This window comes from Allobosea sp. 05L423 (assembly GCF_056397745.1).
Map to the genome: position 1 here is coordinate 362,060 of NZ_JBFTOA010000004.1, position 12,917 is coordinate 374,976.

Here is a 12,917-nt window from a genome sequence, read left to right on the forward strand (position 1 = left end):
CTCATCGTTCGATTTTGGTGCCTTGCGAGGGAGTTCGAGGATGACACGGTTCCCCAGAAAAAGCCTGCTCCTGCTGACGGCTTTGATAGCGCTTGCCCCGGGGCTCCAGCCGGCTGATCTGTCCGCGCAGACAGCCAAAGTTGAGGCCCAGACCACGACCTCGGCGCGTCGCACCTCAGCGCAGGCGACGGAACAGGAGAAGATGAACGCCTGGACCGTCGGCCTTGCCGCCGGCTTGATAGAAGGAGCGCCCCTTCGTCTCGCGGCGGAGATGGCTCGCGTCGTCGATGATGGACCGAATTTGCTTGTCCTGCCGATCGTTACGCGGGGCGCCACCGAGAATCTGAACTCGCTGCTCTACCTGCGTGGCGTTGATACGGCGATCATCAATTCCGACGCACTGGAAGAATACAAGGCGCAACTGCCCCAGATCCGGCGTCGGATCACCTACATCCTCAACCTCTTCCCGTCGGAGCTGCATATCTTCGTTCGGCCCGAGATCCAGAGCCTGGAGGATCTCGCCGGGAAGAAGGTGAACTTCAACACGCAGGGAACCGCTGCCGCATATTCGGGGCCGCTGATCTTCAGCCGGCTCGGCATCAACGCGGAAAAGACATTCATCCCTCATCAGCTTGCGCTCGAGCAGATGCGCAAAGGTGAGATCGCCGGGGTCGTCTTCATCACCTCCAAGCCGGTCGATGCGTTCGTGCGAGGGCGCTTCGAACCCGGCTTCAAGTTCCTTCCAGTCAAATACGACAGCAAGTTCGAGGATTACTATCTTCCGGCCGTGCTGGAGGCGAACGAGTATCCGGGGTTGATCAAGCAAGGCGAGCGCGTGCAGACGATTGCGGTGCCGACCGCGCTCGTCGCGTTCAATTGGGCGGCGCAAACCAACCGCTATCAACGCGTCGCCCGTTTTGTGGATGTGCTGTTCTCGCGTATCGACAGGCTTCAGGCCCCCGGCTTCGACGCGAAATGGAAGTCGATCAACCTGGCCGCCACCGTCCCCGGCCTCGACCGCTTTCCGGCAGCGCAGGAATGGTTGGATCGTCAACCGCGAGCACCCCGGGCTCTGCGATGAAAGCGATCCCGCTATCCATCGCGTTCGAGATCGCCTGCGGAGTCGCGCTGGCGCAGGATGCGGCCGATCCGATGGTGCATCTTCGCGCTTGCGCCGTGATGGAGCCTGCTGCGCGGCTAGACTGCCTGGACAAGCTGTCGCGTAGCATAGTGCCGATTGACCGCCCGGCGCTTGGCGAAGACAACTGGATCGTCAGCGAGACGACCTCGCCGATCGACTATACTCCCATCGTCACCGCGACGACGTTTGCGAGCAGTGGATCGGAGAGCACCTTGACGCGGCTGTCGATCTATTGCCGTAGCGGCCGAACCGAATTGGCGGTTTCAGGGCCGGCGCTGGTCGGTGGCAGCACTGACTCTACCATCATCTACCGCATCAATGACGCTCAGCCGCTGCAAGTCGCAGCAGCGGCGCCATCATTCGGTTCTGGCGCCGCGTTCAGGGCCGATGTCGTGCAGCTGTTGCGTTCCTTGCCTGACGAAGCCGGCCTCTATGTCCGCCTCGTGCCCCGCACCGGCACTGCCTATGAAGGGCAGTTTGCGCTAGCCGGACTGGCGGTCGTGCGAGCCAAGGTCGCCGCGGCGTGCAAGTGGCCGAACGTCGTTGCCAAGCCAAACAACCGATAATCCTCGAACCAACACGGGAGAAGCAGTGATGATTGGTTATAAGAACACCGCCCGGGCTGCACTGGTTGGCATCGCTGCGCTCCTCATCGCCGTGCCGCCGTCAGCGGCGCAGGAAAAGAAGCAGACCACTGCGCAGGCATCAAAGCGACCCGCGTCCGAGACAAAAGTCCACCACCTTATTCTACAGGTAAATTCCAACGAGCCCGCAACAATGAACCTGGCGCTCAACAATGCGACGAACGTCGCGCAATACTACAAGGATATTGGAGAGCCGGTAGAAATAGAGATCGTCACTTTCGGTCCGGGCTTGCATATGCTTCGGGATGATACCTCTCCGGTTAAGGCGCGGATCAAGGCGATCGCAGCGAGCACTCCAGCGATTTCCTTCAAAGCCTGCGGCAATACTCAAGAGAATATGAGCAAGGCCGAGAACAAGGAAGTTCCTATCATCCCCGAGGCGTCGGTCGTAAAATCCGGCGTGGTGCGCGTTATGGAGTTGCAAGAGAGAGGCTGGACCTATGTCAGGCCGTGACGCCTATTGTTTAAATGGTGGTCGCAAAATTTGGATTGTTTTGCTTTGCTATTAAGCGGGAGGTATTGGTAGGTTATGTTGATGTATTCCAGTAATTTCCGATTTCTCTGGCATAAATACGGCCTTCTCTTCCGCGAGACTGTGGAGAATATCGCCGTTCGGGAACTCGTCCCGCATGGAGTGGCCCTGATCGATGATGCTCCACAGGATCGTTCGCGTCGCGGTCCGCCGCGCGGGCGCCGTACGCAAGAACTGGACGATAAGCGTCCCCAGCGAGTATCCGCCGAGATTGTTCGCAACATATCCGGCGCTGGATGGCACCCTGGTTGGAGGTGAACGAAAGTTGGCATCCGTACTCATCTTCGGCGAAATCGAGAAGTGGCCGGACTGTGAAGATGGCAGCTCTACCCCTGAACGAAAATGGAGAGCGCCGGTTCTATGATGCTGCTGCGCGCGTCAGGTCTCGCACACGGCTCCGACTTGGTGTTGGTACGCAAAGCGCAACTGGTTGCGCGTTTGATCAGCACGAAGTCTCGGCTCTCGTCGTCAGGGCGTTATCAAATCAGCCGCGTGATCCTTTCCCGCTCTGGGCGCCGCCCGATAGCAATGGGCTAGCGCAAGCATCGCAACGCTTCACGCCACGGAGGTGTGGCCCCTCAGCTCTCGCAAGCCAATCAAAATTATTCCGAGAACATTGCGTCACTGCGGCATTCTGACGCGTTTCTAGAAGTAGTCGCTCACTCCCGCGAGTCGTCTGCGGCGGCCAGATGGCTTCCATAAGATCGGGGCTTGGCATGGACGAACCCATTCTCAAACGGCCTTCCGTTCTGTTGGGATCGGCGTCCTCGGGGGGGACGATCGCAGCCTTGCGCCACTTCGCCGCCTACGGCGTTGGCGTGAATGTCGTCGCCGATCACCCCTTTTGCCCGGCCGGATGGTCGCGCTGTGTCGGGCGCCGCTATGCGGGGCCGGTCGAAAGCGACAGCATGCGCTATCTCGATTGGCTGCTCGCGATCGGAAAGGCTGATCCCGGCCAGGTGTTGCTGCCGACCTCCGACGAGTTGGTCTGGCTTTACACCTCCAACGCCTCGCTCCTCGCGCGCTATTTCCGCCTGTATCAGCCGTCGATCGAAACGATCAAACGCATCCTCGACAAGGCTTTGCTCGAGCAGGCCGCAACCATCGCCGGGGTTGGGGTCCTGCCGAGCTGGGATCCTCAGAACCTGGACGAGCTCGCCGAACTGGCGCCGCGCCTGCCTTATCCGGTCCTGATCAAGCCGCGGACCCATGTCCATCGCCTGCGAAACGACAAGGGCGTGGTCGTGCATTCGCCGGACGAGCTCGCGGCGGAATATCCACGCTTCCTTGCCCGCGAGCGGTATCGCTTCGACGATACACCGCGCCCGCCCGACGCGGTGCGCCCGGTGATCCAGAAATTCGTCGAGATCGGGCGCGAAGGCGTGGTGTCCATCTCGGGCTTCATCGGACGCAGCGCGGATGTGTTCGTGACCCGGCGCTCGACCAAGATTCTCCAGCGCTCGCGGCCGGTGGGAGTCGGCGTGTGCTACGAGTCGTGCCCAGCCGATCCCGCATTGTCGCGGGCGGTCCATAGACTCTGCCGTGAGCTCGATTACTTCGGCCTGTTCGAGATCGAGTTCATCCAGCACGACGGCGCCTGGGCGGTCATCGATTTCAACCCGCGCCTGTTCAACCAGATCGGCCTCGACCTGCGACGCGGGCTGCCTATGCCGATGCTGGCCTATCTGGACGCGCTTGGCGAGACCGACGCCGTGCGGGCGCTCGCTGCCGAGGCGCAGCATGAGAGCCCGGCCGAGAAGGTCGTGTTCTGTGACAATTTCACCCTCCATGCGATCTTGCTGGCGCAGACGCTCTGCATGCGGGCAAGCCTCAAGGATCTTGCGTATTGGCGAGGCTGGGCGAGGCAGAATCGCGCGCAGATGGTCCACTTCGCTTCAGATCGCAACGATCCGATGCCGGGCATCATCCATATCCTGTCCGAAATCTATCTCGGATTTCGGGCAGCGCCGCGGTTCGTGCGGACCATGCTCCCGTCCTCTCCCCTGGTCGCGCGCGGGTTGTGACGATGAGCAAGCAACTCGTGGCGATCATCGGCGGCGGACCTTACGGGCTCTCGCTCGCGAGCCATCTCGCGGCCCGTAATGTCGCGCACCGGATTTTCGGCCAGCCCATGGCCTTCTGGAGCCAGATCGCCCGCGCCGGGCCGCGGCGCTATCTCAAATCCTACTGCTTCGGGACGAACATCTCGTCGCCGCGCCCGGGCTCAACCTTCGCCGACTACAATGAGCCGCGCGGCCTGGAGACCTTCGAGCCGTGTTCCATCGAGAATTTCGCTGCATACGGTCGCTGGTTTCAGGAGAAGCACGTCGACTGGATCGAGCCCGTGGACGTCGCCAATGTTTTCCGGCGGAAGCAGGGCTTCATCCTGACGCTCAGCAATGGCGACGAGGTCGAGGCATCGGACGTCATCGTCGCCACGGGACTCGCGAATTTCGCCAGGATGCCGCATGCCTTGCGGGCGCTGCCCGGAACGGTCGCCACGCATAGCGCCAAAGTCGACAGCTTCGCCGCCTTCCAGGGCCTCGAGGTCGCGGTCATCGGCTCCGGCCAGTCCGCCCTGGAGGCGGCCGCACTGCTTCACGAAGCCGGCGCGTCGCCACGATTACTGATCCGCAAGCCGTCGACCCTGTGGATGAACCGAGGGAGCCGCACGCCGACGCCCTGGCAGCGAATCCGCTGGCCGATCTCCGCGCTGGGTGGCAGTCCGAAGGCATGGGCGCTGATGCAACTGCCCGGCGCGTTCCACCGGCTCCCGGCCTGCGCGCGCCCGCTCGTCCTGAAAAATTTCCTTCCACCCGAGGGCGCGTGGTGGCTCCGCGAGCGGGTCGAGGCACTCGTGCCGGTCGAACACGACACCATGATCGTCGAGGGGCGGGAGGTTGGCAATCGTGTGTCGCTCCGCTTGCGACGCGGCGCGGACCAGAAGGATCACGAATTGCTCGTCGACCGGGTGATCGCCGGCACGGGCTACGAGGTGAACGTGGAGCGCATCCCGTTTCTGGCGTCCGAGTTGCGCAGCGCCATTGCCCGGCACGGTTCCGCGCCACGGCTCGATGCGTCCTTCCAGTCCTCCGTCCCGGGCCTGCGCTTCGTCGGTCCGGCATCGTCGATGAGCTTCGGCCCGGTGTTCCGCTTCGTTGCCGGGGCCGAGTACACCGCGCGCACGATCGCGACGGCATTGTCCCGAACCGCCGTGGCCCGCGCATGAACGCCGCGCGCCTGCCTCTCATCGTCCTGCCGGGCGCGAGCGGCCACGCGCCGGACTGTGCGCCGTTCTGCGGCGAAGCGTCGGACCGGGAGCGCATCGTCGCGCTGCGCTATCCAACCTGGCAGACCTATGTCGATGCCGGTCTCACCGCAGAAGCCCTGGTCGAAGATCTAGCGGCGGAGATCATGGATCGTGTCCCGCAGATGCCGGTCGTGCTGCTCGGCGTTTCGATCGGCGGCCATTTCGCCTATGCAGTCGCGCTCCGTCTCGAGAGCCTCGGCCGCACCGTTGCGGGCTTGTGCATCATCGATTCCGGAGCCATCACGGCGGCGCGATCGGTGCACTGGAAAGCGCGCCTCGTCTCCCATGCGGCCGATCTGCTCCGGCGCGGCCGTCCTGGCGCGCTTGCGCTTCACGCCCGGCAGCTCGCCTGGCGCGGCCTGTTTCGCCTTGCCGGAGATGGACTGCCCGTGCTTGCGCGAGATTATTCTGCGCCGCTTCATCGGATCGGCAAGATCGATCCGGCTTTCGAAGAAGAGCTGAACATGCGGCTCCTGATCCGCATCGCCGCCACATGGATGCCAAACCTGGACGATCGCGTCACTCATCTGCGCGCGCCCGCAGTTCTGCTGCGCACGCGTGTCACGGTGTCGAACGATGATCTTTGGCGCAGACGCTGTCTCGACCTCCGCATCATCGATATTCCCGGCAACCACGAAACGCTGTTCGAGGCCGAGAATGCCACCGCGTTGCGTGCTGCCTTTCTCGCGGCGGCGGAGGAGTGGAGCGACGCAGACCAGGCCCTTCACTGACACATGAGGGCCAAGGTGCCTGCAACTGCTCTACCTCAACAAGCCTAGCGCGGCCGCATTGCGTGGGCAGTTGGCCACCATTCTTCGTGAAGTGCCGGTGGCCGAACGATGGAGTTGGCGCCGGCGGCAGAGCGCCTTGTCCCACGGAGACGGGTTTTTCCGGGTTCGATTCGATGTGGTGCAGGGCGCGATGCCTATGGCTGTGAGTGCCGGGCGGAACCGGGGTTCGTCATTGCCTCGGTTGGCGAAGAGTGTTTTGGCCGGCGACAGGGCAGCGATCACGAAGCTCGCGCCCTTGTGATCATCCACCTTGCCCGCCGAGAGCGGCATGGCGATGGGGCGGCCTTCATCGTCGCAGACGGTCTGGAACTTGGAGTTCAGCCAGCCTCTATTCGCCCGAAACGCAGCAAAACAGCCCTTTCCGAGCAGGTTCGTGATGGTGCGATGCGCCTTCGGATGCGCCGCTTCAATCATGCTCCGCTCAGGCCTCGGGCTCCGGTCGGCAAGCCCCCCCGACGACGTGGTCGAGGTGCCCGGACGGCGCTGTTGAAAGAGAGATTGCGTAACGTAACATTCCATGCAACTTCGACTGCGCTGGCGGTGCGCGCGCCGGGTTTTTTTGGCGTTTTGGCGTTCATTTTTCTCTTTGCGCATCGCTGGATCATTGGATTTATTAGAGAATTTTTACAGAAACGGCATTGCGAAACGAAAGCATCTGATGAGCTCGGCCGACGAATCCGCCACAATCCCCGCCAAGAGACGCGCGTACGCAAAGGCCAGTTCTCCGACCAATTCCCGTAGAACGATTGTCCCCCACGGCCGGCGATCGATCGCGATGATTGGCGTGGGGTTGACCCCGACAGGCCTCGAGTAAGTCGCGATGCTTCGAATTGCCAGATCTGGCCTGGGAATTGCCGTGCTGGCCCTGCTGCCGTCCGCAGCGTTTGCGCAGACTGCGTCCCAAATCACGCCAGAGAGTTTTCGCCCCGCTCTTACCCACCGGGGTGGGTTCGCGCTCTCCGGCGCACCGGGATTGGAGACGCCCGCGGGAGCGGAAAAACTGTTCGTCCGATTGTCCGGCGTCAGCATCAAGGGCGGCTTTCCGCAGCTAGCGGCGGCGACCGCCGATCTTGAAGCCAGGCTGTCCGGGCACAAGATTTCCGGCGCCGACATGTTCGCGGCGGCACGCGATCTGGAGGCCGCCTATGCCAGGCTCGGCTACGTGCTGGTGCGGGTTATTCTGCCGCCGCAGCGGCTAGTCGATGGCGCGCGATTGTCGCTGGTCGTTGTCGACGGCTTTATCGAGCGGATCGAGGCCAAGGGTGTGCCGGAGCGCGTGCGCCAGCGTATCGAAACCTTGCTCGGACCGCTGACGCAACAACGCGGACTGACACTGCAGGAGATCGAGCGCCGCGTGCTGCTGGCGGGCGATACTCCCGGCGTCATCTTGCGATCCACGCTGGCGCCGGGCAAGGTCGACGGTGCCGCGGTGCTGGTGATTGACGGCAATTATCAGGCTGTCGGCGCGACGCTCACCTTCGACAACACGCTGTCGCAAGCGCTCGGACGGACGACCTCGGGCTTGGGACTGGACTTCAATAGCGTCGCCGGCTTCGGTGAGCTCGTTTATCTGCGCGCCGGCGGTTATCCGATCGGTGGCGACAACGGTTTCTTCGATCGCTACCCGCGCAATCGCGCGCTGGCGGCCGGGTTTGTGCTGCCGCTGTGGCTCGACGGGCTGACCTTCAACGCCGAATACACGGATGCGCGGACCGCGCCGCGGCGGGGCGCTGGAGTACAGAGCACCGACGTCTTCGACCGGCTGTCGCTACGTCTGCGCTACGCCTGGCTGCGCGGACGGGCCGCCAATTTCAACAGCGAACTGTGGTTCGACGCGCAGAACGAGACGCAAAGCCTGTGGGTTGCTGGCATCCGGGTGCCGCTGTGGGAAGATCGGTTGCGGATCGTGCGTTTCGCCAGCGACGGCGACATGCTGACCCCGTGGGGTGCGACGATTTCCGGCCGTGCCATAGCCTCGTTCGGTATCGACGCGCTCGGCGCACGCCGCGCGGCGGACGCCTCGGCAATCCTTCCCCTCTCGCGACAGGGCGCCGACGCCACGTTCCAGAAGCTCGATATCACGCTGGGCTACATCCAGCCCCTGGCCGAGCATCTCGTGGCCAATGTCGTGGCGCGGGCGCAGACTTCGTTCGGCGCGCCGCTGGCGCAGAGCGAGCAGATCGGCATTGCCAGCCCCACCGGGCTGTCGGCGCTGGATGCGGGTTCGATCGCCGGCGATCAGGGTTACGTGGTCCGGGGCGAATTGTCTTCGCCATGGAGCGTGCCGCTGCCGACATCCGCAATCGGCGTGGTCGCTTCGCCTTATGTGTTCGCCGCCTATGGCAAGGTCACGCTTCAGGATCCGACCGCGCTGGAAGCGGCCTCGATCCGCGCCACATCCTACGGCGCCGGCTTGCGCCTTGGCGGCGCGGCTCCGGGCACCTTGTCGAACGGATCGCTAACGCTGGAATACGGCCGCGCCCATCGCAGCGACCGCGTCCCAACGGGCGATCGCTTCACGGTCGTTTCGGCGTTCAGGTTCTAGCGCTCAACACTGGTTCCAGCTTGGTTATGACATTGAGCGATCTGCGGACCGACTTTCACAAAGGCCATTCGCGATGAGCCGTATCGACGAACGCCCCTCGACGCAGACCCGCAGCCGCGGCTACCGCCGGTATCGCCAAGGCTCGATTGCGGCGTTGCTGCTCGCGACCACCGCGCTGACACGTCCGGCTCTGATCAGCCCAGCATTCGCGCAAAGCCTGCCGACCGGGGGCAGCGTCGCAGCCGGCAGCGCGACGATCGCGCAACCCTCCGCGACACGGCTTACCGTCACCCAATCGAGCCAGAGTGCAGTGGTCAACTGGCAGAGCTTTTCGATCGGGCAGGGCAGTGCGGTCAATATCGTGCAGCCGAATGCGTCGTCCGCCATGCTCAATCGCATTACCGGCAACACGCCTTCGACGATCGCGGGATCGCTCACGGCCAACGGGCAGGTCTATCTGGTCAATCCCAACGGCATCGCCATCACCAAAAATGGCGTTGTCAGCGCGGCCGGCTTCGTCGCTTCAACGCTCGGTATTTCCGACAGCGACTTCATGACTGGCAAACGCACCTTCACCGGCAACGGCGCGTCGGCGGGGGTCAGCAACGCCGGAAGCATCACGGTGGCCAAGGGCGGCTACGCGGCGCTGATCGGCGGCACGGTGTCGAATTCCGGCAGCATCAGCGTGCCACTCGGCAAGGCCGGCCTCGGCTCTGGCGAGCAGGCGACGCTCGACTTCTCGGGCGACGGGTTCCTGCAGGTCGCGATGCCGACGAACGCCGGGGCCAAAGGCGCTCTGATCAAGAACGCCGGCAGTATCGTGGCCGACGGCGGCAGCGTCATCATCAGCGCCGCGACGGCGCGCGAGGCGGCCCGCAACGCGGTCAATATCTCCGGGCTGGTGCAGGCCCGCTCGATCGGCGGCCATAACGGATCGATCGTTATCGGCGGCGGCGATGGCGGCCGCGTCAAGCTCTCGGGGCGGGTAGATGCGAGCTCGCGTCGTCACGGCGGCGGCACCGTCACCGTGACCGGGCAGCAGATCAAGCTGAAAGGAGCCACCGTCGACGCCTCCGGCAAGACGGGCGGCGGCACGATCAAGATCGGCGGCGACGCGCAGGGCAGCGGCACGCTGCAGCAGGCCCGATCGGTCACGATGGATGCCGCGACCACGATCCGCGCCGATGCGACCGGCGCCGGAAACGGCGGCGAGGTGGTGCTTTGGTCCACGGGAGCGACCAGCGTTCGCGGCCTCATCACCGCAAGAGGTGGGCCGAATGGCGGCAATGGCGGATTGGTCGAAACATCCGGCCATGCCCTGGATTTCACCGGGGTGAGCATCGACACGTCGGCGCCGGCAGGCAAGACCGGATCGTGGCTGCTTGACCCCATCGACCTCACTGTCGACGCCGCCGCCGCCGCGACGATCAACGGCAATCTGGCAACGGCGAACGTCACGTTGCAGACGACGGCGACCACGACGTCGGGACCGGGCACGACATCCGCCGGGCTGGGCGATATCAACGTCTACGCCCCGATCAGCTGGAGCACCGCCAATACGCTGACCCTGTCGGCCTATAACAGCATCAACATCGTCTCGTCGATTTCCGCGACAGGTAACGGCAAGCTGGTGCTGACGGCCAATAACCAGATCGGCGGCTCGAACAGCGCCGGTGCAGTGAACTTCCTCGGTGGCGGCAATGCCGAGCTGCTCGGCAGCTCCGCGACGCTGACGATCAACGGCTCGGCCTATACGCTGATCCACTCGGTCACGGACCTTGTGAACGTCAACAATAATTTGTCGGGCCGATATGCTCTGGCCGGATCGCTCGACCTCGGCGGCCATACCTATACCGATGGCGTGATCTCCCCCTCGACGGCTGGTGGCTTTCTCGGCACCTTCGATGGCTTGGGCAACGCGATCAGCAACCTGACGATCAACGCGCCCAGCTCGGGCGTCGTCGGTTTGTTCGGGCAGATCGGCGATGCTTCCAATAATTCGGCCGGCACAGTCCGGAACCTCGTTCTGAGCGGTGGTTCGGTGATCGCTGGCGGGGTTGGCACCAGCGTCGGTGCGCTGGCGGGAACGAGCTCGGGCACGATCTTCAACGCTTCTGCGTCGACCTCGGTCACCGGCACTGCCACCGGTGGGATGGTCGGGGGCTTGGTCGGTTATAACTGGGGAACGATGAGTAATGTCCACGCTAGCGGAAGCGTCACGGACACGGTGACCGGCAGCTGGGTCGGTGGCCTGGTGGGCTATAACGATGGATACAGTGCTGGCTTCGGCGTCGGCACGATCACGAACGCCTATGCCACAGGAGCAGTCACGGGCGGCGGCGGGACCGGCGGCGCGGGTACGACTGGTGGCCCCGGCAGTTCGACCGGTGGCCTGATCGGGCTCAATGCTGGCGTGGTTTCGAGCGCCTATGCCGCAGGGGCAGTCAGTGGCGGTGCCAGCAGCTATCGCGGCGGCTTGATCGGCGAGAACGACACCACGAATGGTGTCGGGACGGCCACCAACGGATATTGGGACATGACGACCTCCGGCATCAGCTCGGTGGGCGCCGGCGCCGGAACGGGCCTGACTACCGCGACCCTGAAAAACGGCTCGCTTCCGACGGGCTTCAGCAGTTCGATCTGGAGCGCCGTTTCTGGATTCTACCCGTTCCTGGGGCCGAAGGTCATTACTGTGAACCTGTCGGCGCAAACCGCCACCTACGGCACGGCTTCGTCGCTCAACCAGACATCGTCGGCCTATACCGAGACGTTCGCCGGCACGACGCTGACGGGAGGCAGCTTCGTCACCTTGAGCGGCCTGTCGATAACGGTCGCGGGCACCGGTAGCGCGTCGGGCACGACGACATCGACCGATGCAGGCAGTTACCTCCTTTCGGCCAGCGGAGGGACCGCCTCCGGCTATATTGTCAACTACGGCAAAACCCCCACCTTTTTGACGGTCAATCCACTGGCGGTGACGCTGTCGGGGTCGCAGACCTATAATGGCGGCACCAGCGTCGCGGCCGGTGGCCTGACCCTCACCAACGGCGTAGCCGGTGCAACCGCCGCCTCGATCGGGCTCACCGGGACGGGGTCGGTCGCCTCGGCGAATGTCAGCGCGGGAGCCCAGGCGCTGAACCTGTCGGGCCTGTCGCTGAGCAACAGCAACTACACGCTGACCGGCGGCAGCGGSACGGTGACGGTCAACCCGCTGGCGGTGACACTGACGGGATCGCAGACCTATAACGGCCTGACGGCGATCACGGCGGCACTGACGGCGAGCAACAAGATTGCCGGCGACACGCTGACGGTCAGCGGCACACCGACCGGCACGCTGGCCTCGGCCAATGCCGGGCCGGAGGCGATGTCGTCGTTGGCCGGCCTGTCGCTGAGCAACGGCAACTACACGCTGACCGGCGGCACCGGCACGATCACGGTCAACCCGCTGGCGGTGACGCTGTCGGGGTCGCAGACTTATAATGGTGGCACCAGCGTCGCGGCCGGTGGCCTGGCCCTCACCAACGGCGTAGCCGGTGCAACCGCCGCCTCGATCGGGCTGACCGGGACGGGGTCGGTCGCCTCGGCGAATGTCAGCGCGGGAGCGCAGGCGCTGAACACAGCGGGGCTGTCGGTCAGCGACGGCAACTACACCCTGGTCGGAGGCAGTGGCACGGTGACGATCAACCCGCTGGCGGTGAGTCTCACAGGATCGCAGACCTATAACGGCCTGACGGCGATCACGGCGGCACTGACGGCGAGCAACAAGGTGGCCGGCGATACACTGACGATCAGCGGCACACCGACCGGCACGCTGGCTTCGGCCAATGCCGGTGCGGAGGCGATGTCCTCACTGGCCGGCCTGTCGCTGAGCAACAGCAACTACACGCTGACCGGCGGCACCGGCACGGTGACGGTCAACCCGCTGGCGGTGACACTGACGGGATCGCAGACCTA

At 64.1% G+C, this 12,917-nt stretch carries 9 protein-coding genes; 8 read left to right on the plus strand and 1 reads right to left on the minus strand.

The features are described 5' to 3' along the window. Positions 1-40 precede the first annotated feature (40 nt). The 6 genes from AC1DNE_RS14235 to AC1DNE_RS14260 all read left to right on the plus strand — a co-directional run bounded on the left by AC1DNE_RS14235 (position 41) and on the right by AC1DNE_RS14260 (position 6,358). Positions 41-1,081, plus strand: a complete 1,041-nt coding sequence (locus AC1DNE_RS14235; protein WP_441470050.1) for a TAXI family TRAP transporter solute-binding subunit — start codon at positions 41-43, stop codon at positions 1,079-1,081. Beyond that, complete coding sequence (locus tag AC1DNE_RS14240; RefSeq protein ID WP_441470049.1) at positions 1,078-1,707, plus strand: hypothetical protein; 630 nt, start codon at positions 1,078-1,080, stop codon at positions 1,705-1,707. Before AC1DNE_RS14235 ends, AC1DNE_RS14240 begins: the two co-directional genes overlap by 4 nt. A 28-nt stretch (positions 1,708-1,735) precedes the next feature. Continuing rightward, complete coding sequence (locus tag AC1DNE_RS14245) at positions 1,736-2,239, plus strand: DsrE family protein (RefSeq protein WP_441470048.1); 504 nt, start codon at positions 1,736-1,738, stop codon at positions 2,237-2,239. A gap of 794 nt (positions 2,240-3,033) precedes the next feature. Beyond that, entirely contained in the window at positions 3,034-4,341 is a 1,308-nt protein-coding gene (locus AC1DNE_RS14250; protein WP_441470047.1) for an ATP-grasp domain-containing protein, read from the plus strand. 17 nt (positions 4,342-4,358) lie between these two features. Then, positions 4,359-5,546 (plus strand): NAD(P)-binding domain-containing protein, encoded by a 1,188-nt coding sequence (locus AC1DNE_RS14255; protein ID WP_441470046.1) that lies wholly within the window; start codon positions 4,359-4,361, stop codon positions 5,544-5,546. Next, positions 5,543-6,358, plus strand: a complete 816-nt coding sequence (locus tag AC1DNE_RS14260) for a thioesterase domain-containing protein (protein ID WP_476841105.1) — start codon at positions 5,543-5,545, stop codon at positions 6,356-6,358. The genes AC1DNE_RS14255 and AC1DNE_RS14260 overlap by 4 nt, the downstream gene beginning before the upstream one ends. Positions 6,359-6,388: 30 nt before the next feature. Here AC1DNE_RS14260 and AC1DNE_RS14265 read toward each other — a convergent pair whose 3' ends face one another. Continuing rightward, positions 6,389-6,832, minus strand: coding sequence for a hypothetical protein (locus tag AC1DNE_RS14265; RefSeq protein WP_441470044.1), 444 nt, complete (start codon positions 6,830-6,832; stop codon positions 6,389-6,391). Between the two features lie 442 nt (positions 6,833-7,274). On the opposite strand from AC1DNE_RS14265, the gene AC1DNE_RS14270 reads away from it, so the two are divergent. Both AC1DNE_RS14270 and AC1DNE_RS14275 read left to right on the plus strand, forming a co-directional pair. Then, positions 7,275-8,963 (plus strand): ShlB/FhaC/HecB family hemolysin secretion/activation protein, encoded by a 1,689-nt coding sequence (locus AC1DNE_RS14270; protein ID WP_476765723.1) that lies wholly within the window; start codon positions 7,275-7,277, stop codon positions 8,961-8,963. Between the two features lie 73 nt (positions 8,964-9,036). Further along, a partial coding sequence (locus tag AC1DNE_RS14275) for a beta strand repeat-containing protein (RefSeq protein ID WP_476841106.1) occupies positions 9,037-12,917 on the plus strand: 3,881 nt, incomplete at its 3' end.

Bases quoted from the DNA above. Each gene is read 5' to 3' on its own strand.
- AC1DNE_RS14260 (WP_476841105.1), top strand. From the start codon at position 5,543: ATGAACGCCGCGCGCCTGCCTCTCATCGTCCTGCCGGGCGCGAGCGGC.
- AC1DNE_RS14265 (WP_441470044.1), bottom strand. From the start codon at position 6,832: ATGATTGAAGCGGCGCATCCGAAGGCGCATCGCACCATCACGAACCTG.
- AC1DNE_RS14245 (WP_441470048.1), top strand. From the start codon at position 1,736: ATGATTGGTTATAAGAACACCGCCCGGGCTGCACTGGTTGGCATCGCT.
- AC1DNE_RS14250 (WP_441470047.1), top strand. From the start codon at position 3,034: ATGGACGAACCCATTCTCAAACGGCCTTCCGTTCTGTTGGGATCGGCG.
- AC1DNE_RS14240 (WP_441470049.1), top strand. From the start codon at position 1,078: ATGAAAGCGATCCCGCTATCCATCGCGTTCGAGATCGCCTGCGGAGTC.
- AC1DNE_RS14235 (WP_441470050.1), top strand. From the start codon at position 41: ATGACACGGTTCCCCAGAAAAAGCCTGCTCCTGCTGACGGCTTTGATA.